Raw genomic sequence first — 21,576 nt, 5'->3', positions numbered from 1 at the left:
CATTTGGCAGCTTGTTTCAAGAGTTAAATCACCAAAGAATTTTCGCCAGGTCATTGAGCCTGGCAACCAAGTCAGTATAATACCGGCTTTCGCAAGATGCTGCTCCCTTCGTCTAGTGGTTAGGACGCTGGCCTCTCACGCCGGTAACAGGGGTTCGAGTCCCCTAGGGAGTACCAATCCAATACGGCCGCATAAATGCGGCCGTATTTCGTTTGGCTATCCCATTTTCTCTAGAGCTTTTCAGCCATTTCCTTGAGATAGTTTTTAAAGCTGTCCCCCAGCTCCTCATGGGCCAGGCCTAACTCGACGGTGGCTTCCAGATAACCGAGCTTACTACCACAGTCGTAACGTTTACCCTTGACACGATAGGCCCTGACTTTTTCATATTTGAGCAGTTCGGCAATCGCATCGGTCAGCTGAATCTCACCACCGGCGCCACGGCCGGTCTCCTTGATCAGGGAGAAGATTCTGGGAGTCAGAATATAGCGGCCCACCACACCCAGATTGGAAGGGGCATCTTCAGGTTTGGGTTTTTCCACAATTGAGGTAATGGTGGCTGTCTCCCCATCATCGTCCTCAACCTCAACGATACCGTATTTGCTGGTCTCTTCCTGGGGCACCTCTTCAACCAGTATCACGCTGCACTGATAACGCTCATAGATCTGCGCCATCTGTTCCAGTGCACCGACTCCCCCATCACCACGAATCAGATCATCTGCCAGGATTACCGCAAAAGGCTCATCGGCAACCACCGGTTCGGCACAGAGCACGGCATGACCCAGCCCCAAAGCTTCAGACTGACGCAGATAGATGCAGCTGACATCTTCAGGCAGGACATTCTGTACCTTTTCAAGCAACGCTGTTTTACCAGCCTCTTTCAGCTCACTCTCCAATTCATAGGCCTTATCGAAATGATCCGGAATTGAGCGTTTGTTTCGACCGGTTACAAACACCAGGGAGCTGACTCCGGCTTCCTCTGCCTCCTCTGCAGCGTATTGAATCAACGGTTTGTCCACAACAGGCAGCATCTCCTTGGGATTAGCTTTCGTTGCCGGAAGAAAGCGTGTTCCCATACCGGCAACCGGGAATACCGCCTTGCGAATCTTCTTCACCATCATATCTCCTTAGAAACAACCTATATCGCAGTAACTTGACCTGTTAGGGCCTGTTCACACATATTTAAGCCACAAGCCTATGGGGAGAGGTTTGGACTGTCAATGAACTATTTGGGTACAGACCTAAAATACAAACGGCTGCTCAAGCCAGAGACTCCGACACCTCAGCATTGATCGCCTGCAATGCCTTAATCGGATCATCAGCGGCCGTGATCGGCCTGCCTACCACCAGATAACTCGACCCGGCAACCATTGCGTCAGCTGGCGTCATCACTCTGCGCTGATCGTCCTTGGCAGCGCTACTGGGCCTGACCCCTGGAGTCACAAGCAGAAAATCCTGACCCAGTTGCCGGCGTATCTCACTCGCCTCTCTTGGTGAGCAGACCACCCCGTCCAGTCCCGACTCATCGGTCAGTTTTGCCAGCCTCAAGACATTCTCCGCCGGTTCACCTTGATAACCGACCTCGGCAATATCCTCGACACCCAGGCTGGTAAGAATGGTTACTGCGACCAGCAATGGGCGTTCACTGCGTTGCTCCAGGCGCTCTCTTGCCGCCATCATCATTCTCCGTCCACCGGAGGCGTGCAGATTTATCATCCATACCCCCAGATCAGCGGCCGCATCACAGGCCGCCGCGACGGTGTTGGGAATGTCATGAAATTTCAGATCCAGAAATATGTCATATCCCCGATTGCTCAGCTGCTCGACAAACTGCGGACCCAGTCGGGTGAACATCTCTTTACCCACCTTCAGTCGACAGAGTGACGGATCGAGGCGTTCAACCAGATCCAAGGCCTGTTGCTGTTGCGGAAAATCTAAAGCGACAATGACCTTAGAGTCTGTCCCATTCATATTGCATGCTCCTTATCAGGATTGGTGTTGATGGTAAGGAATTTTTAGGGCCTGTTATTAACCCTTGATGTTTCTGCCAAGACCCTGGATCGGCTTGATCGCCCCCCAGGTTTTACAACTCGGGCAGTGCCAATGGATTTTCTTGGCCGTGAATCCACAATGCTCGCACTGATAGGCCGGTTCCTTATCGAGTAATTTTGAAACGGAACTCAAGAGTACTTCCAGGGTCTCCCTGGGACTCTCTTCACTACGTTGCAGATTCAATCTGACCAGACGTTCCAGACCTTTCAGATCCGGTTTGTCGGAGAGGTGTTTGAGTATCGCCTCCACAGCAGCCCCTTCACCCTGGCTTTCGGCAATCATATCCGCCAGGATCAACATGGCTTCGGTACAGTGGTGACGCTGATAGAGTTGCTCCAGGTAGTCATAGAGCTCCTGATGCTGTCCGAGCTTGCGATAACACTCGATGGTACGTGGCAGGGTCTCTGACAGATAGGCCGGATCACTCCCTTCTACCTGTCGTAACAGTCGTATCACTGAACGGCAATCACCCCGGGTATATTCGATTTCAGCCTGCAGGATCAATACCCGGACATTACTGCGCTTCATATGCTGGGCACGCTTCAGAAAACTCTCTGCGGCCGCCATGTTCTGCTGACGCAACTGCTGTTCCGCCAATTCACAATAGAAGTGGGCAATGGCGTTGTGCAGCGCTGGATAGTGGGAGACCGTAATTCTGTCCGCCACCTCCAGACAGCGCTTCCAATCCTTCTCCTGCTGGTAGATTTCCAGCAGATAGATATTGGCCTGTTCGTTATGCAGCTTCAGCTCTGTCAATTCGATAAACAGATTTTCCGCCCGATCGAACAGCCCGGCCCGCATATAGTCCTGCCCCAGTTCGAGCAGTGCCTGAGCCCGCTGCTCCCGACTCAGACTTGGTCGGGCAATCAGATTCTGGTGAATGCGAATCGCCCGCTCCACCTCGCCACGCCGCCGGAACAGATTGCCCAGAGCCAAATGGGTCTCCACCGTATCGCTGTCCACATCCAACAGCTTGATGAACAGATCGATCGCCTTATCCGGCTGTTCATTCAACAGGTAGTTGAGACCTTTGAAGTAGACCGGAGAGATCTCTTGCGGCTGTTTCTGGCTCTTTACCGCCACACCCCGCCTTGCCGCGAACCACCCGGAGGCCGCCGCGACAGGAAGCAACAACAGCAGTGCCTCATACATCGGCACGATCCTCGCTGCAGGGTGACACAAGACCCGCCGTCAGCAACAGCTGGCGTTTCGGCTTGTCTGTGGTTGAACAGATCTTCATAACGTTGAACACAAGTTACTCTTTCAATGGCAGTGCACGGAGATTATTCACCTCTTTGCTAACCATTTCGCTACGTCTTTTCAGCGTTTGAATCTCTCTTTTCAGTCCGACGATACGTCCCATGCCGGAAAAAAGACCCAACAGAACACCGACTCCAAGTACCAGAGTCAATACCAGGGAGAGCGGTAGATCACGGCTGCCGAAGTAGTAGTTTACGGGTACCGAGTCAGAGTTGAGTACCGCAAATACAGCACCGAACATCATCACCAAGATCAAAAAAAGGAGTTTTATGAATCGCATCAGCCATTCCAAATGTCTATCGCACTATGCATTTTCGCTTACTGGGCAGGATATTTCATCCAAATGGATTAAATTTCTGACAACAGTTTATATGTTTACTGCCTGGATAGGGACTCAAAAAATAATCCCATTCCCAATGACAAAGATAAAATCGCTATTTGAGGGAAAGAATCTGTTGCTTGCCAGTGAGTTAGAGCCTGAAAACAGCCAAGATGACAATTCCACCACATTTGCTCAGTTCAATAAGTACAACAGATCATGCAATGGACAGGGGCACGCTGAAAACCGCTTCGCAGAAGCGTGCATGGGCCTTTGGCTGAGACCCATGTCGAGTTGGAGTCGATCGAATGGTAATCCCGGCCCTGCAACAGGGCCGATTGGATGAGTGTTTACAAGCCCAAGCAGGTGTCAGGCATAGGTATCCAACAATCCGTCTCCGCTACGGATCTGAACGCCTCCAGCGTCTGCCGACCAGCCTTGTGATGAATCAGGATCGGATGATCCTCCTTTACCTCGACTTTCTGCAGCGCCCTCACGACCAGGCTCACCAGCCTGTTGATGTCCCACATCCACATTCGCCAGATTCAAATTGATTTCACCAAACATCTCCCGCAGGCGGGGAATGGATGATTCCAGTGCTTCTCGGGTTGGCGCCTGAGCCGCAATGAAAGTGACATTGGTTTGATCGTTCTGCACCGATATCTTGATCTCCAAAGGCCCCAGATTGGGCGGCGTCAATTTGATCTCTGCCTGTTGGATATTCTGATTCACCATCCACTGGATCCGCTCGCCTACCGCCTGATCCCACCCGGGTTGTCCAACCGGGGTATTCAGAGGCAATACGATAGAGGCGCGACTACCGACCGGCGAAGTGGCTGACTGGCTGAGCGCGTTGAGTGAGAACTGGCTGCTGGTATCCGCGGTACGGGAGACCTCAGCCTGGGGTCTGTCCCCCGCCATATCCGCACTGATCAGAGACATCATCTCAACCGGCCGGTCGGTGGTCACCAGACTGGTCAGTTTAGGCATGACGGCGTCCGTCTGAACCTTCTGCGGCAGTGTCAGGGTGAGTGCCGGCATCAGCTCCGCACGCTTCGCGGCCATTGGTAGCTGCGACGGCTCACTGAGCTGCGGCAAAGCCTGGCCGTTCAGCTGGGGGGTGAGCGGCAACAGCTTGCCGTCCTGTGTCAGCATTGGATTGGTCATTGGCCGAGTTTCAGTATCAATCGGCATCTGCAAACTGAACAGTTGTAGAGCCTCTTCACTGTGCTCTGAGGCGAGCAGCTCTTGCAGTGCCAGATCAAACGGAACACCGGTAGACAAGCTCTCTGCAGAGAGACTGAACAGCCCTAAGTCAGCTTCACCGGTTGTTGTTGAAGTTGTGTTGCCCCCAGTAATTTGGGACATAAAGGGTATCTGAGCCATGGCATTACCTGTCAGTGTGGTCTCCTGTCGACAGATAACAAGCAGGTTCCGGGCCAAACTCAGTGCATAAAGTCCTGGGGCGTAGCCCGACGCCAATCCGCTTCGGACACGAGCCAATCGTCATCCTGTTGCAGAAAGGTCAATTCAAGACGCAGCAGGTCTCCCCGCCACTGGCTTAGTGATCTCTCCCGGTCCTGAGGCGATCCGGCCAAACCGGCATAGATCAATACCTGGGCTTGACCGTTCTCCTGCACCTCGATGTTGTCTATGGTGGTGAGAATATGGATCGACTTGTGGCGTAAAAAATAGCCGGCCAGCATGGCTCTCAACTGGCGCAGGTCGAAGCCGTTATTGTCCCGGTAATCCGCATGCACAAACTCCAGGGTTGCCGACAGATCACGGGCCTGAATGTAGGTTTCAGCTTCACGGATGGTGCTGCGCAGTTGCTCATCGGCAGATAGTGGATCATCGCTGCAGCCCCAGATTCCTTGGGCCAGCAGCAGGATGAAAAAGAGTGAGAAGAGTCTCTGCATTTCAATCACCCCAGCTAGAGAGGGTACGGACTCACCGCACCGGAGCACCAACATGTATCAGATACCAACCAGACCAATCCTATTAACAGTGATGGTCTGGTTGGTAATCATGCAAATAGAATGCACAAAATCCTTGCTATAAATCGGTTACGACATTCAACGGCTGCAGCCGGTAACTAACGCAGACTCAGTACATCCTGCATATCGAACAAACCATTCGATTTACTGCCGATCCATTTTGAGGCCCGTACAGCACCTCGGGCGAAATTCATCCGGCTTGAAGCTTTGTGGGCGATCTCAACCCGCTCTCCCTCCATGGCAAACCAGACACTGTGCTCACCCACCACATCCCCAGCACGAATGGTCTCGAAACCGATGGTTTTGCTATCCCTTGCCCCGGTATTGCCTTCACGGCCATAGACCGCGCAGCTCTTCAGGTCCCGACCCAGGGTGTCTGCAATCACTTCACCCATGCGCAGTGCCGTACCGGATGGTGCATCGACTTTATGCCGGTGGTGAGCTTCGATGATCTCGATGTCAGCCTCATCTCCCATCACTTTGGCTGCCACTTCCAGCAGTTTGAAACAGAGGTTGACCCCAACACTCATATTCGGTGCGAAGACGATGCCAATCTTTTCACCGGCCTTGGCCAAAGCGGCTTTGTCACTATCCGAAAGACCGGTTGTACCGATTACCATCTGTTTACCGGCCTCAGTACAGATCTGCAGATGTTTCAGGGTGGCGGCCGGTGTGGTGAAATCGATCACCACGTCGAAGTCATCCACCACTTCGGCAAGATCATCCACCAGGGCCAGATCGAAGCTGCCGAGTCCGGACAGCTCACCGGCATCCCGGCCAACCAGTCCCGACTCAGCCCTTTCGGTAGCCGCTCCCAGGGTCAGACCATCCGTTTCATGCACTGCCTGGACCAGTGATTTTCCCATCCGGCCGGCGGCGCCAACCACTGCAATTCTTGTCATCTGTTTCCCCTAGGATCTATTCACACGAAATCAATCGGCCTGCTGTTTATGCACCCGGCTAACAGAGTGAGCGAATATTAAATCGCAACAGCACTTCGGTTTGTCGCCGTATTGAGCGCAGCTCGGTTCATTGTGATTGAGCGTAAAACTTCAGAAACCCATATTCTCAAAGAACTTCTTCACCCCATCCACCCAGCTGGTGGAGTGTGGGCTGTGTTTTGCCCCGCCACGCTTCATGGTTTCATCAAAGCGCTGTAGCAGCTCTTCCTGCTCATTGGTCAGTTTCACCGGTGTTTCAACCAGAACCCGACACATCAGGTCACCAACCGGTCCACCACGCACTGGCTTGACGCCTTTACCACGCATCCGGAACAGACGTCCGGTCTGGGTACCGGCAGGAATTTTCAGCATCACTTTGCCGTCCAGTGTCGGCACTTCCAACTCGCCACCCAGGGCGGCAATCACAAAACTGATCGGCACCTCGCAGAACAGATGGTTGTCTTCCCGACTGAATATGGAGTGGGGTTTGACGGCGACCTGAACATAGAGATCCCCGGGAGGTCCACCGCTCTCGCCCGCTTCGCCTTCTCCGGCCAGGCGAATCCGATCCCCGGAATCGACACCCGGCGGCACCTTCACAGAGAGGGTTTTATGCTCTTGAATCCGACCTTGCCCCTGACACTTGGGACAGGGATTGTCGATTACGGTGCCTTTGCCGTGACAACGCGGACAGGTCTGCTGAACCGAGAAGAATCCCTGCTGCATTCTGACCTGGCCATGACCGGCGCAAGTATCACAGGTCTTGGGAGTGGAACCTTTCTTGGCACCACTGCCGCCACAGGTTTCGCACTTCACCAGGGTAGGCACGCGAATCTTGACGGTGGTTCCCGCAACCGCATCTTCCAGGGAGAGTTGCAGGTTGTAGCGCAGATCGGCGCCCCGATGCACACGGGAACCGCCACCACCACGCGCACCACCGAAGATATCGCCAAACACATCTCCAAAGATGTCGGAAAAGCTGGCATCACCACCACCGAATCCACCACCCATGGTCTGATCGACACCCGCATGACCAAACTGGTCATAGGCGGCACGTTTCTGTGCATCCGAGAGGATCTCATAGGCCTCTTTGGCCTCTTTGAAACTCTTCTCGGCAGAGGCAGCCGCATCACCGGTATTGCGATCCGGATGATGTTTCATGGCCAACCGGCGATAGGCCTTTTTGATTTCGGCCTCACTGGCGTTCTTGTTAACGCCCAATACTTCGTAATAATCTCTTTTCGCCATGGTTGCTTCTGTCTGCAAACTATCTGTGTTCTGTTAATTAGAGATCACTTCAAACAGCTGTTTTACCGCAATCCCACCCTGTTTTTCAGGCTTCGGTATAACGCCAAAAACCGTACACCGGGCGAGCCGATGTACGGTTCAATGGCGACAAAGACAGACTAATTCTTGTTGTCTTTGACCTCTTCGAACTCGGCATCGACCACATCGTCATCCGCCGCACCAGCAGTGCCTTCCGGCTCCGCTTCCGCACCAGGCGCTGTGCCTTCTCCGGCGTCAGCTCCCTTCTGAGCGTAGAGGCGTTCAGCCATTTTACCTGAGGCCTCGGCCAAAGCCTTGGTTTTCTCTTCGATAACCTCTTTGTCATCGCCACTCATCACCGCCTCAAGATCCTTGATGGCACCTTCGATGGCCTCTTTTTCACCCGCTTCCAGCTTATCCTCACCCAGCTCTTCCATCGACTTCTTGGTGGCGTGGATCATGGAATCGGCTTGATTGCGTGCTGCGACCAATTCATGGAACTTGCGATCCTCATCGGCATGGGCTTCCGCATCGTTGACCATACGGTCGATCTCATCGTCACTCAGACCGGAAGAGGCCTTGATCACGATCGACTGCTCCTTGCCGGTTGCCTTGTCTTTGGCTGAGACATTCAGGATACCGTTGGCATCGATGTCGAAGCTGACCTCGATCTGAGGTACGCCGCGAGGTGCCGGCGGGATGTCGCTGAGGTCGAAACGACCCAGGGATTTGTTGGCCCCGGCCTGTTCACGCTCACCCTGCAGTACATGCACGGTCACCGCCGTCTGGTTGTCATCCGCCGTGGAAAAGACCTGCGAAGCCGTAGTCGGGATCGTGGTGTTCTTCTCGATCAGCTTGGTCATCACCCCACCGAGGGTTTCGATACCCAGGGAGAGTGGTGTGACATCCAGCAACAGAACATCTTTAACCTCACCACCCAGGACACCGCCCTGGATCGCGGCACCGATCGCCACGGCCTCATCGGGATTGACATCCTTACGCGGGTCCTTACCGAAGAACGCTTTAACCGCTTCCTGTACTTTGGGCATACGGCTCTGACCACCCACCAGGATGATCTCATCGATCTTGGAGGCATCAACACCGGCATCCTTCAGCGCCACTTTACAGGGCTCGATGGTTCGACTGACCAGGTCGTCGACCAGGGATTCCAGTTTGGAGCGGGTCAGTTTCAGGTTCAGATGTTTCGGACCACTGGCATCTGCGGTGATATAGGGCAGATTGATGTCGGTCTGCTGACTCGATGAGAGCTCGATTTTCGCCTTCTCGGCCCCCTCTTTCAGACGTTGCAGCGCCAACGGATCGTTGCGCAGGTCGAAACCCTGATCCTTTTTGAACTCATCCACCAGGTGGTCGATGATGCGCAAATCAAAGTCTTCACCACCGAGGAAGGTGTCGCCGTTGGTTGAGAGCACTTCAAACTGGTGCTCGCCATCAATCTCGGCGATTTCGATGATCGAGATATCGAAGGTACCACCACCCAGGTCGTATACCGCCAGAGTCTGGTCACCGCGCTTTTTGTCCATACCGTAGGCCAAAGCGGCTGCGGTCGGCTCATTGATGATCCGCTTCACATCGAGACCGGCGATGCGCCCGGCATCCTTGGTGGCCTGACGCTGGGAGTCGTTGAAGTAAGCCGGAACCGTGATCACAGCCTCGCTGACCGTCTCACCCAGATAGTCTTCTGCAGTCTTTTTCATCTTCTGCAGGATCTTCGCTGAGATCTCCGGCGGCGCCATCTTTTTGCCATTCACTTCTACCCAGGCATCACCATTGTCCGCCTGGACGATTTTATATGGCACCATGTCGGCATCCCGCTGAACCACTTTGTCTTTGAACATGCGGCCAATCAGGCGTTTGATGGCGAACAGGGTGTTCTGAGGATTGGTAACGGCCTGGCGTTTGGCGGACTGGCCAACCAGAATCTCACCGTCGTTGCTATAGGCGATAATCGATGGGGTCGTACGATCGCCCTCACTGTTTTCAATGACCTTGGTAGCACTCCCTTCCATGACAGCAACACAGGAATTGGTGGTTCCCAGGTCGATACCGATGATCTTGCCCATGATGTTTAACTCTCCGAAATCTTTATAAATAAGTAATATTTCTTGATGACTGTCCCTAATGTGGGGTCATCTGTGCGGGTTTCAAGCCTGCTCATCGATCGATGCGCCTGATGAGGCCTTGGAGACCATCACCATCGCCGGTCTCAGCAGCCGTCCATTGAGCAGATAGCCCTTCTGTACAACCGCCACGACGGTGTTGGGCTCCACATCATCACGCTCCTGCATCGACATCGCCTGATGGAACTCAGGATTGAAGGCCTCACCCTCAGGGTCCACCTGCTCGATCCCGTGGCGATTCATCACATCCACCAGCAGTTTCAGGGTCAGCTCGGTTCCTTCACGGATCTTGTCGATATCCGCGCTATCGTCCAGGGAGGCCTGATAGCCAAGCTCCAGACTGTCCCACACCTGCAGCATATCTTGTGAGATCTTATCCAAGGCGAATTTATGGGCATTTTCCAGGTCCCGCTGGCTGCGTTTGCGCAGATTGTCCATTTCAGCCCGCATCCGCATCACCTGATCCCAGTGCTCATCCGCCTTTGAGCGGGCATCTTCGAGCAACTTGGTCAGCTCCTGATGGTCCTGATCAGAAGCAGCCGCCTCCTCAATCACCTCATTCTCGGCAACAGGCTCTTCCACCTGGGCCTGTGGTTCTTCCACATTCTCTGCCGAATCTTGTGGTTGATCCTTATCTATCACTTGGTTTGACCTCAACTAAATTAGAACGACATATAGAGCCCCGATTTTCGGGGCAATCTTTTGTCAGATTGGGATGATTAATTTTTTTTCAAGGCTGCACTGAGAATTTTTGCGGTGATATCGACCACCGGTATGACCCGCTCGTAGTTCATACGGGTTGGTCCGATCACACCCAGCATACCGACCATCTCTTCATTAACCTGGTAGGGAGCGGTGACGATAGAGCAGCCGTTGAGCAGTTGATATCCAGACTCCTCACCGATGAAGATCTGTACCCCGTCGGCGTTCTGAAACTGATCCAGCAGATGCAGAATCTCGCGTTTCTCAGTAAAGGCATCGAACAGCTTGCGCAGCTGATCCAGCCCGGAAAGTTCAGCAAATTCCATTAAATTGGTCTGTCCTGCAATCATGCAGTCCTCTTCCGACTCACTGGCATTGACCACCTCGCCGGCCATGCTGAGGGCCTGGGTCATCATCTGATCGAAGTGATCCCGGGCATCATTCAGCTCCTGCAGCAGACGCTGGCGCACCAGATCCATATCGCGCCCGGCAAAGGAGTTGGTGAGGAAATTGGCCGCCTGCTCCAGCTCAATCCGCTCGAAATCCCTGTGGGTGTGCAGAATCCGGTTGTGGACCTCGCCCGCATCGGTCACCAGAATACCCAGAACCCGATGTTCAGAGAGAGGCAGAAACTCGATTTGACGGAAGGTGGTCTTCTCACGCCTTGGCAGGGTCACCACACCCGCCATGTGGGTCACACCGGAGAGCAGACGGGAGGCCGATGCGAGCAGTGCTTTGCTCTCCTCGCCCCCCATGATCAATTCAGAACGGATCTTCTCCACTTCCGCCTTTTTCAGATCCTGCACGGTCAGCAGGGAATCGATGAACATCCGGTAACCGGTGATGGTGGGTACCCGGCCGGCCGAGGTATGGGGTGAAGAGACCAGTCCCAGGTCCTCCAGGTCGGCCAGGACATTCCGTACCGTGGCAGGACTGAGATCCAGACCGGTGTCTTTTGCCAGGGTACGCGAACCCACAGGCTGTCCTTCTTTGATATAGCGTTCAATCAGCGCTTTCAGGAAATGCTGCGCGCGCTCACTGACCACGGTTTCATTGACCGATTTGTTCTCTGACAAGGGAGTCTCCGGGATGATGATTAGCACTCATTCCTAACGAGTGCCAATGTATGGAAAGCTAGCAATTCAAATTCACCTAGTCAAGCATTCCGCTTCCCGGGCACTCCCCTCTTGGATTGCCCATGGCACCATGCTAACGTTGAGGAATGGCGCTTTTTCAAGCATTTAATCTTAGACCCCAGCCACGAGCCTAGCACCAGGTATGCACAAGCGGTTTCAGCAAATCGGACTGATTGGAAAACATGGTGACCCGATAGTCAAACAGACTCTCCTGCGACTCTACGACTACCTGATTGAACATCAGCACGAGGTGGTCATTGAGGAGGAGACCTGCCGGATGCTCAACAACAATCCGGTCTCCAGCGTCCCTGAGATCGACCTGCCCAAACACAGTGACCTGGTGATTGTGGTTGGCGGCGACGGCACCCTGCTGCATGCGGCGCGGGTACTCTCCCAGCAGAATATTCCCTTATTGGGCATAAACCTCGGTCGATTGGGTTTTCTGGTGGATATCTCACCAGAAGAGATGACCCAGCAGCTGACAGCGATCCTCAACGGAAAATATGAACAGGAGGTCCGCTTTCTGCTCGAGGTCAGTATGGGTGATGAATCTTCGGAAAATCAGAATATCCTGGCCTTCAATGATGTGGTGCTGCACAAATGGAATATCGCCCGGATGATTGAGTTCGAAACCTATGTGGATGATCAGCTGGTCAACGACCAACGCTCCGACGGATTGATCGTCTCCACGCCCACCGGCTCGACCGCCTACGCACTCTCCGGCGGTGGCCCCCTGCTGCACCCATCATTGAATGCGATCGCGTTGGTTCCGATCTGCCCCCACACTCTGAGTAATCGCCCGATTGTTGTGGATGGTGACAGTTTGATCGAGATCCGACTTCACCCCGATCATACAGAGGATGTTCAGATCACCTGTGATGGACAGGCCACCATTCCCGCCATGCCGGGAGAGGTGATCCGCATTCGCAAGGCAGAACATCAGGTCCGGCTGATCCACCCCACCGGATACGACTACTACAGCATACTCAGGGCCAAGCTCGGGTGGGCGGAAAACCCAAAAAAGAACCGATGCTAGTTCAGCTGCAGATCCATAATCTTGCCGTAGTCTCCGGTATGGCGCTGGAACTGCTCGGGGGTTTGACGGCTTTGACCGGTGAAACCGGCGCAGGTAAATCGATCCTCATCGACGCACTTGGGCTGGCACTGGGTGAAAAAGCGGACAACAGTCTGATTCGCTCAGGTGCCGATCGGGCAGAAGTTACAGCACAGTTCGATATCAATACTACTCCCGAAGCGGGCCACTGGTTACGCCAAAACGATCTGGATGAGGGGGATGAGTGCATTCTGCGGCGCAGTCTCAACCGAGAGGGTCGCTCCCGCTGCTATATCAATGGTCGCAGTGTTCCCATGCAACAACTCCAGGAGCTGGGGGATCTGCTGGTTGAAATTCACGGACAACACGCACACCAGTCCCTGCTCAAGGCCAATCACCAAAGGCGACTGCTGGACGCCTATGCCGGCCATACAGAACTCAGCCATCAGCTTGCCCTGCAGTATAAAAGCTACCAGAAGGATCTGAAGCGCCTGCAACTCCTCACCGCCGAAACAGAAGAGCGGGCATCACGGTTGGACCTGCTCCGTTATCAGGCCGAGGAGCTTGCCGCACTCGATGTTTCAGCGGATGAGCTCGCCACAATCGAAAAAGAACACACCCGACTCAGCCACCTGGAGCAGATCAGAACCAGCTGCAACGAGATTCTCACAGGATTGGATGGGGAGCAGCACTCCCTGCGCAGCCAGCTCTCCCGTTCACTTGAGTTGGTCAGAGAGATGGAACAACTGGATGGCAGCCTGAAAGACCCCAGAGAGATGATCGACAGCGCGCTGATCCAAGTCGATGAAGCACTGGCCTTTCTGCGCAACTATCTGAACGACATTGCGCTGGATCCGAGTGGCCTGCAGCAACTGGAAGAACGACTCGGCCTGCTGCATGACGCCTCAAGAAAATACCGGGTGAAACCCCTGCAGTTACCTGAAAAGCTGCAACAGATCCAATCCGAAATCAGCACCCTTGAAGGGGCGGATGAAACCCTCTCGGAACTCACCAACCAGGTTGAGGCCGGACATGCCGCCTATCTGAAGCTGGGCGAGCAACTCTCCAAGAAGCGCCGTACCTCGGCGAAACGGTTGAGCCGGGTGATTAGCGAAGCGATGCAGACACTGGGTATGCCCGGTGGCAAGTTCAATGTACTGCTGACCCCACTGGAAGCGTTAGAGGCCGGGGCAAACGGTCTGGAGCAGGTGGATTTCCAGGTCTCAGCCAATCCCGGGCTGCCTCTGGACCTGCTCAGCAAGGTGGCTTCAGGCGGTGAACTCTCCCGTATCAGTCTCGCCATCCAGGTGGCAACCATCGAGTGCGGCACCACACCGACGCTGATTTTCGATGAGGTTGATGTGGGTATTGGTGGTGGTGTTGCGGAGATTGTCGGTCAGATGCTGCGTAAGCTCTCCTCAAACCGACAGATTTTGTGCGTGACCCACCTGCCCCAGGTTGCGGCCCAGGCAATGCACCATTTCCAAGTGCAGAAGACTACCCAACAGAAGAGCACCAGCACCGATATCGCCAGGTTGGATGAAGATCAGCGGATTCAGGAGATTGCCCGTATGCTGGGCGGCATAACAATTACTGAACAGACGCTCGCCCATGCACAGGAGATGGTGACATTGGCCGCTGATGCGTAGGGCTGTTTGTGCGGGTTGGGGGTACTACAGCGTCAGTTTACATTGCACTTGGGATTGCCACAGTGACCATAGATGATCAGTGAGTGATCCACAATTTCAAAACCATGATCTTTGGCAATCTCCTTTTGCCGGTTTTCGATCGTGCTGTCGACAAACTCCTCCACCTTGCCACAAACCACGCAGACAAGATGGTCATGATGGTTGCCACGTTCAAGCTCGAATACCGCATGCCCACCCTCGAAATTGTGCCGTGTCACCAGGCCTGCAGACTCAAACTGGGTTAGCACACGATAGACGGTTGCCAGGCCAATCTCTTCGCCCTTTTCCAGCAACATCTTGTAGACATCTTCAGCACTCACATGACGCTGGGCACTACTCTCCAGTAACTCGAGTATTTTCACCCTGGGCAGGGTAACTTTGAGCCCGGCTTTTCGAATATCCTGGTTGTCCATCCAGACATATCTCCAACGAGTGTTTCTTGGATTTGGAATGCGCTATTATGATGGCAGTCAATAGATTGTACTTGTAATGAAAAAGAAACTCATCCTCATTTTGTTAATCATTCCCCTGTTGAATGCCTGCTCCTCATGGGAGGAGCTCTCATTGGTCCATTCACCTGACATTGAGCAGGGTAATATCATCACACCGGAAATGGTTGCTCTGCTGCAACCCGGCATGACCCAGAGACAGGTCCGTTTTGCCTTGGGCTCCCCGATGCTGATCGATGTCTTTCACGGCACCCGCTGGGACTATCTGCTATCGATCAAACGCCGAAACCAAGCCGTTGAAATTAAAAGATTTAGTGTCTTTTTTGATCATGATCTGCTGAGTCACTATCAGGGAGATATCAAAGCGGCAGAGAACGTGGAAACCAAACAGGAGAAGCGTGAGCTGGTAGCCAGCGTACCCGATTACGATGGGGATTTCGGGATTCTGGAGAGACTTTGGTACTCACTGGGCCTGGGTGAGCCGGAATAGATCCGGACGCTCAACCGCCCTTTTTCATCGGCTTGCCCTCTGCAGCACGCTTTTTTCTGGCCTCTTTGGGATCGGCAATCAGCGGCCGGTAGATCTCCACCCGGTCACCCTCATTGAGTATCGCATCCAATTTGGCCGCTTTGCCAAAAATGCCGGTTTTATTGACTTTCAGGTCGATCTCAGGAAAAAGCTGCAGAATGCCAGACTGCTCGATTGCCTGCTCTACCGTGAGGGGTTCACTGGACTCCACAACCAACAGTACCTGCTCATCCAACTTCCCATAAGCGACTTCAAATTTCATCCACTGACCTACCTGTATACTTCATCCGCACGTTTACAAAATGCATCGACCAGGGTATTCGCGATCTGACTGAACACCCGCCCGAACGCCGCATCGATCAATCGACCGGCAAACTCAAACTCAAGCACCAGCTCAACTTTACAGGCATCCTCCTTCAAAGGGATGAAATGCCAGCTGCCGTGTAACTTCTGAAATGGCCCATCCCGCAGCTGAATATCCATTCTCTCGTCTTTGACCAGCTTGTTGCAGGTGGAAAACCGCTGCCTGATCCCAACCCGTGACACCTCCAGTTCACCGCAGATCTCCTCAGGCGTACGGGAGATCAGGCGACTGTCGCTGCACCAGGGTAGAAACTCAGGGTAGGCTTCAAATGCACATACCAATTGAAACATCTCATGCGCTGAATGGGCTACCAGCGCGCTCTTTCTGACGACCGGCACTGTTAAAACAATCCAATTGCGTGTAAGAAAACCACCACGACAGCAAACGGTGAAACATAGCGGATCAGTGTCCACCAAAGGCTGTATGCGGACCCGGCCATGGCGAACTCCTCCTGACTCGAGGCTTTTTTCATCAGCCAACCACTGAAGATTGCAATCAGCAATCCACCAAGCGGTAGCATGATATTCGCCGTCAGGTAGTCAAGCAGATCGAAAAAGGTCATATCAAACAGTTTGACATCGGACCAGATATTGAATGAAAAGACCGTACCCAGACCAATCACCCAGGTTGTCAGACCGATCCAGATTGATGCCCGCACCCGGGTCATTTCCCGGTTTTCAACCAACCAGGCCACCGCCGGTTCAATCAGTGATATCGAGGAGCTCCAGGCCGCAAACACCAGCAACACAAAGAACAAGGTACCGAACAGATGTCCTCCTGGCATGCCCCCAAAGGCAATTGGCAGGGTCTGGAAAATCAATCCGGGACCGGCGCCAGGCTCAAGGCCGTTGGCAAAAACAATCGGGAATATGGCCATACCCGCCAACAGAGCAACCAATGTATCGAGTAGCGCAATCAGCACCGCAGATCCGGCTATCGAAGACTTTTTCGGCATATAGGAGCCATAGACCATGATCGCCCCCATCCCCAGACTCAGGGTGAAGAAAGCATGCCCCATCGCAACCAGCAGTGGCCCACCACTGATATCACACTGCTCGACCCCGTCGACCACCTGACAGGTGTAGATCAACTTACTGAAATCCGGTGAAAAGAGAAACTCAAGCCCCTCTACGAAAAAGCCTGTGTTCATGGCGTAGCCGACCAGCAGCAGAAGCAGCAGGAACAGGGCCGGCATCAGATAGGTCACCGCCTTTTCGAGGCCTGATTTCACCCCTTTGGCAACCACAAACATACTCATCAGCATGAACAGGGTGTGCCAGGCCAGCAGGCGCTCAGGACTGCCGACCAGACTATTGAACATGCTTTCCACCCCAGCCGCATCGAGCCCACTGAACAACCCGGCGCCGGCACGGGCCACGTAGGCCAGGGCCCAACCGGCGATCACACTGTAATAGGAGAGTATGAAAAAGCCGGCCAACACACCGCTCCAGCCAATCAGTGACCAGGCTTTATTGGCCCCCTCCTCACGACTCAGTGCTGCCATGGTGTTGATCGGGCTCTGTCTGCCCCTGCGGCCAAGCATGATCTCAGCCATCATGATCGGCACACCGACCAGGGCGATACAGACGAGGTAGACGATTACAAAAGCGCCACCACCGTTCTCACCGGTGATATAGGGGAACTTCCAGACGTTACCCAAACCGACTGCAGACCCGGTAGCTGCCAGGATGAACACCAGCCGTGACGACCACTGGCCATGAATGGATTGTCTTTCAGCCATCTATTTTTATCCTTAGTCAGCTCTCAAACTCGATTCGAATCAGCTTACTGCGTAGACAGTTTGGCAATGATTGCACCGGTGGCAGAGCCTTAACAATCTGAACACCGGGTCAATAATCATCTAAAGGTTAGTGATTCTCCTGAAAATGGGACCATTTCTCAAGCCGCCTCTGGTGAGTTGCCTTTTCCGGCATTAGAATAGGCCGATGGCAAGCAAAGCAAAGAAAAAAGCCCAGGGGCGCCCGACCATTGCGCTGAATAAAAAGGCAAGTCACGACTATTTCATCGAAGATCGATACGAAGCCGGCATCTCCCTGCAGGGTTGGGAAGTGAAGAGCCTGCGTGAAGGAAAGGTTCAGATCAAAGAGAGCTACGTCACCATCAAGGAGGGCGAGGCGTTCCTGTTCGGCGCCCATATCGTGCCTCTGAGCACCGCCTCCACCCATATCCACACGGATCCCATACGTACCCGCAGGCTGCTGCTGCATCGCAGTGAGCTGAATAAACTGATCGGCCTGGTCGAGCGCAAGGGCTATACCCTGGTACCCACGGCGCTGTATTGGAAGAAAGGCATGGCCAAACTGGAGATCGGCGTCGCCAAAGGCAAGAAACTCCACGACAAGCGGGCAAGTGACAAGGATCGGGACTGGAAAAGGGAAAAAGAGCGCTTGTTCAAGCATGGTTAGACGCCTGTAGACCGACAGATAACAGCCACCCGCCACAGAACAGGTTTTCCGTGACCTGGAACCAAACCCTGGCGTATAATGTCTGACTCACTACCGTATGGGGGCGACGTAGGCTTCGACGGGGGTTGCAAAACCTGAAGTGCATGCCGAGGTGCAGAGTACCTCGCTAAACCATCTGCAAACTTATAGTTGCCAACGACGACAACTACGCACTCGCTGCTTAATACCCAGTAGGGTGCCGTCTGACTGGAGCCGTGCTTGTGCGTCCAGCTTTTCAGGCGTCATATCTCACAAGATCGCGTTGAAGCTCGTCCGGGGTGGAAACGTTAAAACCTATCCGGAATCGCCTATTACACGCCCTGTCCGTCGGGTGGTAATCGGTTAAATATAATAGGCAGGACTAAGCATGTAGAACTTTTGGCAGAGGACTCGCGGACGGCGGTTCGAATCCGCCCGCCTCCACCAAATCACTAACTGACACGCTACACTACTCCAAATTCCTCGTAGCGTAGCGTGTTTTAATAATCCTCAATCGCGCGAACAAAAGCCTTTACTAGGTTCTGTTTCTATTCCGGCGTGAGACCCCAATAAATCCGAGCAGTCCTGAACCGAACAACCAGGCGGCTGCAGGAATGGGTACCGGATTCACTGAGAGGAACACCCCTGAATCTGATGTATAACCTAAACCATCCGGTAGAGAAATTGAGAGATTCGCAGTATTACCAAAGTTTGCAACCATCCAGCCATCTAATCCACTTGGGCTCGACCATGTTGACAACTGTGCAAGAATAGAAAATGTAGGATCAGTTGATGACACTAACAGATCGGCAGACAAAATAGCACTGAAATTGGTAGCAGAGGAATTAATTATATTTTCTGTGTGTGAACCAGTAACGAAATTTGTTGTTACTGTTGGTATATCACTAGAATAAACAACATCAATTCGCGATGTACTGATTTGTGCCGGAGATCCAGATGACAAAGTTAACATGCCGAGCATAGATTGACTTGGTGTATATTGTCCACTGAATGAACCATCAATTACCATACTCACTGAAACTGGTAAATCCCCAGATAGAGGGCCAGTCAAAGTAATGGTATCAGTTAGTAATGCAGCACCATAACCACCGACACCAATCCCAGAATTATTTCCAAACGCTGCTGAATTCGATCTTAATTGGCCTGTAGCTAGGTTTGCTGATGCAGACGAGTTGGAAACACCTCCACCAGAATAAATGGATGAATAGCTGCATGAAGTGGCAGTGATAGTATTTTGATGAACCTGCAAATCTTGAGGGCAATCAGCCCTTACAGAATATCCGAGAACGATGTTAGCTTGACAAAGCAATAGTATAAAAAACAATCCTAGTAAGTTCTTCATGAAATCTCTCTCCCACCCTTTATATTTACCGTTGCGGTAAGTCCATAACTCCCTTCTTGAGCTATAAATATAATTTTAAAGATCATGCTAGCAATGGGTAATACTACCCATATTTAAAACTGAAAATTTAAGCAGCTTCAAATGATTTCTTTTTCATCATCCCGGCGCATGCCTGGTTCCAGAAATCTCAAACAGATGGATTACCCGAAGGTTCACTGAAAAGACAAAACAATGTATTAACAAAAGGGACAAGTTAAGGAATCGCAATCCACTTAAACAGTCACGATTCTCATGAACTAGACATTGGTATCACTCAACAAGATTTTGATTTTAAAGTGTTGGTTCAATGTTTCCAGAAAGAGACCATTGTCCACCCTAGTCAGACAGTCTTACGAAACGATTTAGGTTCAGTGTCAGGTACATGACGACCATAGTCGTCAGAAAACCGCTCGATATCATCCTCACCCTCAGCACAAAGTAACTACAACTACACGATTACTTTGTATCCATTAGAGATGCTCAATCATTTTTAAGTCTCTTGCTAAAAAATGAAGGTGTTTTGCGATATGGTAAGTATGAAGTTTTGATCTTAGTGAACAGAAGAGAACAGACTCTGAGTCAGAATAGACTTTGCACAGACATTCCACTCAAATTAAACACCAATCAAGAGTCATGATAATATTTTTTAAACAATAACTTTGCTGAATCCCGATTAAAATCGGTCAGTTTTTTGTTTGACTCATTAGGATCATTACGCTGACCATCGGACTGGAATTTTTCGATGTTGTTCTGAAGATCTCCCAAAACCACTGGTTTAATATGACCACCAGGATTTTGAGCGCTGTTCACGTGCGCTCTTCGCGCGTTCGCCTTATCCCTTAACACACTGCCAATTACTCGACTGTCGAGTATGGTCTTCTGATCCGCAAAGCCATAAACCAAGGCTGCATCACAGATGGTATTGATCACCCTTGGGATACCCTGACTGGCCCGATAGATGAGTTGTGAGGCACCCTTTGTAAACAGGGGCTTACTACGACCGGCAGTGCGAGTTCTGTGGAAAATATAGGCTCTTGTTTCCAACTCATTGAGCGCCGACAGATGATAATCGATCGAAACCCGCTGTTGGAACTGGATGAAATCCTCATGGGCCAACATGCTGCGCAGTTGGGGTTGTCCCACCAGGATGATCTGTAAAACCTGATGTTTGTCGGCATTGATATTGGAGAGCAATCTCAACTCTTCCAGAACCTGTGCATCCAGGTTCTGCGCCTCATCCACAATCAATACGGTACGTTTATTCTGGGCATATTGATCAATCAGAAACTGGGTAAAGAGGTCATGAAGAACCACCCGTTCCTTCTCCCGATACTCCAATCCGAAAGAGAGCAACACCCACTGGAGTAATTCACCCATGTCACGGTGGCTGGTGTTTACCAATCCAACAGTGACATCATCCTCCATCTGGTCGAGCAGGTGGCGCACCAGGGTGGTTTTACCGCTGCCCACTTCTCCGGTTATCACTGTGAACCCGGCCTGGCTGAGCATCCCGTATTCCAGCATGGAATAGGCAGTACTGTGCTTTTTCCCGAGAAACAGGAAAGAGGGGTCAGGTAGCAAGGTGAATGGTTTTTCAGTAAAACCGTAGAATGTTTCGTACATCCGCTGTATTGCCCCGTAAGAGGTAGCTTCCTCAAATGCTGTAGGTCAGTAAATCCATTATCTCACGCTCTATCGCTGAACAGCAATATGCCAGTCGACATTTTCAATCTGGATCAATCGATTTTAGACTTTTTAACGGTTTATCAGATTGAGATTGTGTCAGCTAAGCATGGCGAATTTGATCTGAAATCTCTTGCCGGCCGGTTCTATAC

21 protein-coding genes, 1 tRNA gene and 1 other RNA gene are annotated in these 21,576 nt (G+C 52.4%); 6 read left to right on the top strand and 17 right to left on the bottom strand.

Going from position 1 to position 21,576, the window contains the following annotated elements; genetic code table 11:
* Positions 1-101 precede the first annotated feature (101 nt).
* Positions 102-176, top strand: a tRNA-Glu gene (locus A3193_RS04595).
* Between the two features lie 54 nt (positions 177-230).
* Here A3193_RS04595 and galU read toward each other — a convergent pair.
* The 11 genes from galU to hrcA all read right to left on the bottom strand — a co-directional run bounded on the left by galU (position 231) and on the right by hrcA (position 11,751).
* Positions 231-1,115: a UTP--glucose-1-phosphate uridylyltransferase GalU gene (galU, locus tag A3193_RS04590; RefSeq protein WP_069005015.1), complete on the bottom strand. Its 885-nt coding sequence runs from the start codon at positions 1,113-1,115 to the stop codon at positions 231-233.
* Positions 1,116-1,257: 142 nt separating this feature from the next.
* Entirely contained in the window at positions 1,258-1,968 is a 711-nt protein-coding gene (gene pyrF, locus A3193_RS04585; protein WP_069014196.1) for an orotidine-5'-phosphate decarboxylase, read from the bottom strand.
* A gap of 57 nt (positions 1,969-2,025) precedes the next feature.
* A complete protein-coding gene (gene lapB, locus A3193_RS04580) occupies positions 2,026-3,201 on the bottom strand; it encodes a lipopolysaccharide assembly protein LapB (protein ID WP_069005013.1) in 1,176 nt (391 codons plus the stop codon).
* 103 nt (positions 3,202-3,304) lie between these two features.
* A complete protein-coding gene (locus tag A3193_RS04575) occupies positions 3,305-3,589 on the bottom strand; it encodes a LapA family protein (RefSeq protein WP_069005012.1) in 285 nt (94 codons plus the stop codon).
* Positions 3,590-3,997: 408 nt separating this feature from the next.
* A complete protein-coding gene (locus tag A3193_RS04565) occupies positions 3,998-4,996 on the bottom strand; it encodes a flagellar hook-length control protein FliK (protein ID WP_162272461.1) in 999 nt (332 codons plus the stop codon).
* A 77-nt stretch (positions 4,997-5,073) separates the two neighbouring features.
* Positions 5,074-5,547: a hypothetical protein gene (locus A3193_RS04560; RefSeq protein ID WP_069014193.1), complete on the bottom strand. Its 474-nt coding sequence runs from the start codon at positions 5,545-5,547 to the stop codon at positions 5,074-5,076.
* A gap of 176 nt (positions 5,548-5,723) precedes the next feature.
* Positions 5,724-6,527 (bottom strand): 4-hydroxy-tetrahydrodipicolinate reductase, encoded by an 804-nt coding sequence (dapB, locus tag A3193_RS04555; protein ID WP_069014192.1) that lies wholly within the window; start codon positions 6,525-6,527, stop codon positions 5,724-5,726.
* Positions 6,528-6,677: 150 nt separating this feature from the next.
* On the bottom strand, positions 6,678-7,814 hold the full coding sequence (gene dnaJ, locus A3193_RS04550; protein ID WP_069005007.1) for a molecular chaperone DnaJ: 1,137 nt from the start codon (positions 7,812-7,814) through the stop codon (positions 6,678-6,680).
* A 158-nt stretch (positions 7,815-7,972) separates the two neighbouring features.
* A complete protein-coding gene (gene dnaK, locus A3193_RS04545) occupies positions 7,973-9,916 on the bottom strand; it encodes a molecular chaperone DnaK (RefSeq protein WP_069005006.1) in 1,944 nt (647 codons plus the stop codon).
* 81 nt (positions 9,917-9,997) lie between these two features.
* Positions 9,998-10,615: a nucleotide exchange factor GrpE gene (grpE, locus tag A3193_RS04540; protein WP_069014191.1), complete on the bottom strand. Its 618-nt coding sequence runs from the start codon at positions 10,613-10,615 to the stop codon at positions 9,998-10,000.
* A gap of 77 nt (positions 10,616-10,692) precedes the next feature.
* Complete coding sequence (hrcA, locus tag A3193_RS04535; protein WP_069005004.1) at positions 10,693-11,751, bottom strand: heat-inducible transcriptional repressor HrcA; 1,059 nt, start codon at positions 11,749-11,751, stop codon at positions 10,693-10,695.
* A gap of 202 nt (positions 11,752-11,953) precedes the next feature.
* Here hrcA and A3193_RS04530 point away from each other — a divergent pair, with 202 nt between their 5' ends.
* Positions 11,954-12,847: an NAD(+) kinase gene (locus A3193_RS04530; protein ID WP_069005003.1), complete on the top strand. Its 894-nt coding sequence runs from the start codon at positions 11,954-11,956 to the stop codon at positions 12,845-12,847.
* Positions 12,841-14,514, top strand: a complete 1,674-nt coding sequence (gene recN, locus A3193_RS04525; RefSeq protein WP_069014710.1) for a DNA repair protein RecN — start codon at positions 12,841-12,843, stop codon at positions 14,512-14,514. Before A3193_RS04530 ends, recN begins: the two co-directional genes overlap by 7 nt.
* A 32-nt stretch (positions 14,515-14,546) precedes the next feature.
* On the opposite strand, the gene fur is transcribed toward recN, so the two are convergent.
* Complete coding sequence (gene fur, locus A3193_RS04520; protein ID WP_069005002.1) at positions 14,547-14,966, bottom strand: ferric iron uptake transcriptional regulator; 420 nt, start codon at positions 14,964-14,966, stop codon at positions 14,547-14,549.
* Between the two features lie 76 nt (positions 14,967-15,042).
* Here fur and A3193_RS04515 point away from each other — a divergent pair, with 76 nt between their 5' ends.
* On the top strand, positions 15,043-15,492 hold the full coding sequence (locus A3193_RS04515) for an outer membrane protein assembly factor BamE (protein ID WP_141694757.1): 450 nt from the start codon (positions 15,043-15,045) through the stop codon (positions 15,490-15,492).
* Between the two features lie 10 nt (positions 15,493-15,502).
* Here A3193_RS04515 and A3193_RS04510 read toward each other — a convergent pair whose 3' ends face one another.
* From A3193_RS04510 to A3193_RS04500, 3 genes are read right to left on the bottom strand one after another with little or no spacing between them, the layout of a single operon-like run.
* On the bottom strand, positions 15,503-15,793 hold the full coding sequence (locus A3193_RS04510; RefSeq protein ID WP_069005001.1) for an RnfH family protein: 291 nt from the start codon (positions 15,791-15,793) through the stop codon (positions 15,503-15,505).
* 8 nt (positions 15,794-15,801) lie between these two features.
* Positions 15,802-16,233, bottom strand: coding sequence for a type II toxin-antitoxin system RatA family toxin (locus A3193_RS04505; protein WP_069005000.1), 432 nt, complete (start codon positions 16,231-16,233; stop codon positions 15,802-15,804).
* Positions 16,234-16,235: 2 nt separating this feature from the next.
* Complete coding sequence (locus tag A3193_RS04500) at positions 16,236-17,636, bottom strand: sodium-dependent transporter (protein ID WP_069004999.1); 1,401 nt, start codon at positions 17,634-17,636, stop codon at positions 16,236-16,238.
* A gap of 205 nt (positions 17,637-17,841) precedes the next feature.
* Between A3193_RS04500 and smpB the strand changes: the two genes are divergently transcribed.
* Together smpB and ssrA are read left to right on the top strand one after the other, a co-directional pair.
* Complete coding sequence (smpB, locus tag A3193_RS04495) at positions 17,842-18,321, top strand: SsrA-binding protein SmpB (RefSeq protein ID WP_069014190.1); 480 nt, start codon at positions 17,842-17,844, stop codon at positions 18,319-18,321.
* Between the two features lie 99 nt (positions 18,322-18,420).
* Positions 18,421-18,786, top strand: a transfer-messenger RNA (tmRNA) gene (gene ssrA / locus A3193_RS04490).
* A gap of 88 nt (positions 18,787-18,874) precedes the next feature.
* On the opposite strand, the gene A3193_RS20350 is transcribed toward ssrA, so the two are convergent.
* Both A3193_RS20350 and A3193_RS04485 read right to left on the bottom strand, forming a co-directional pair.
* A complete protein-coding gene (locus A3193_RS20350) occupies positions 18,875-19,702 on the bottom strand; it encodes a VPLPA-CTERM sorting domain-containing protein (RefSeq protein WP_141694756.1) in 828 nt (275 codons plus the stop codon).
* Between the two features lie 663 nt (positions 19,703-20,365).
* Positions 20,366-21,364 carry an ExeA family protein gene (locus tag A3193_RS04485; protein ID WP_069014189.1) on the bottom strand — a complete coding sequence of 333 codons (999 nt, stop codon included), beginning with the start codon at positions 21,362-21,364 and terminating at the stop codon, positions 20,366-20,368.
* Between the last annotated feature and the right edge of the window lie 212 nt (positions 21,365-21,576).

Origin of the sequence: Candidatus Thiodiazotropha endoloripes, assembly GCF_001708965.1 — a bacterium.
Lineage (GTDB): Bacteria > Pseudomonadota > Gammaproteobacteria > Chromatiales > Chromatiaceae > Thiodiazotropha > Thiodiazotropha endoloripes.
This window is presented reverse-complemented; position numbering and strand designations above follow the sequence as displayed.

Bases quoted from the DNA above. Each gene is read 5' to 3' on its own strand.
- galU (WP_069005015.1), bottom strand. From the start codon at position 1,115: ATGGTGAAGAAGATTCGCAAGGCGGTATTCCCGGTTGCCGGTATGGGA.
- lapB (WP_069005013.1), bottom strand. From the start codon at position 3,201: ATGTATGAGGCACTGCTGTTGTTGCTTCCTGTCGCGGCGGCCTCCGGG.
- pyrF (WP_069014196.1), bottom strand. From the start codon at position 1,968: ATGAATGGGACAGACTCTAAGGTCATTGTCGCTTTAGATTTTCCGCAA.
- dnaK (WP_069005006.1), bottom strand. From the start codon at position 9,916: ATGGGCAAGATCATCGGTATCGACCTGGGAACCACCAATTCCTGTGTT.
- A3193_RS04565 (WP_162272461.1), bottom strand. From the start codon at position 4,996: ATGTCCCAAATTACTGGGGGCAACACAACTTCAACAACAACCGGTGAA.
- fur (WP_069005002.1), bottom strand. From the start codon at position 14,966: ATGGACAACCAGGATATTCGAAAAGCCGGGCTCAAAGTTACCCTGCCC.
- dapB (WP_069014192.1), bottom strand. From the start codon at position 6,527: ATGACAAGAATTGCAGTGGTTGGCGCCGCCGGCCGGATGGGAAAATCA.
- A3193_RS20350 (WP_141694756.1), bottom strand. From the start codon at position 19,702: ATGAAGAACTTACTAGGATTGTTTTTTATACTATTGCTTTGTCAAGCT.
- A3193_RS04560 (WP_069014193.1), bottom strand. From the start codon at position 5,547: ATGCAGAGACTCTTCTCACTCTTTTTCATCCTGCTGCTGGCCCAAGGA.
- A3193_RS04510 (WP_069005001.1), bottom strand. From the start codon at position 15,793: ATGAAATTTGAAGTCGCTTATGGGAAGTTGGATGAGCAGGTACTGTTG.
- A3193_RS04500 (WP_069004999.1), bottom strand. From the start codon at position 17,636: ATGGCTGAAAGACAATCCATTCATGGCCAGTGGTCGTCACGGCTGGTG.
- recN (WP_069014710.1), top strand. From the start codon at position 12,841: ATGCTAGTTCAGCTGCAGATCCATAATCTTGCCGTAGTCTCCGGTATG.
- A3193_RS04575 (WP_069005012.1), bottom strand. From the start codon at position 3,589: ATGCGATTCATAAAACTCCTTTTTTTGATCTTGGTGATGATGTTCGGT.
- dnaJ (WP_069005007.1), bottom strand. From the start codon at position 7,814: ATGGCGAAAAGAGATTATTACGAAGTATTGGGCGTTAACAAGAACGCC.
- A3193_RS04530 (WP_069005003.1), top strand. From the start codon at position 11,954: ATGCACAAGCGGTTTCAGCAAATCGGACTGATTGGAAAACATGGTGAC.
- smpB (WP_069014190.1), top strand. From the start codon at position 17,842: ATGGCAAGCAAAGCAAAGAAAAAAGCCCAGGGGCGCCCGACCATTGCG.
- A3193_RS04485 (WP_069014189.1), bottom strand. From the start codon at position 21,364: ATGTACGAAACATTCTACGGTTTTACTGAAAAACCATTCACCTTGCTA.
- A3193_RS04515 (WP_141694757.1), top strand. From the start codon at position 15,043: ATGAAAAAGAAACTCATCCTCATTTTGTTAATCATTCCCCTGTTGAAT.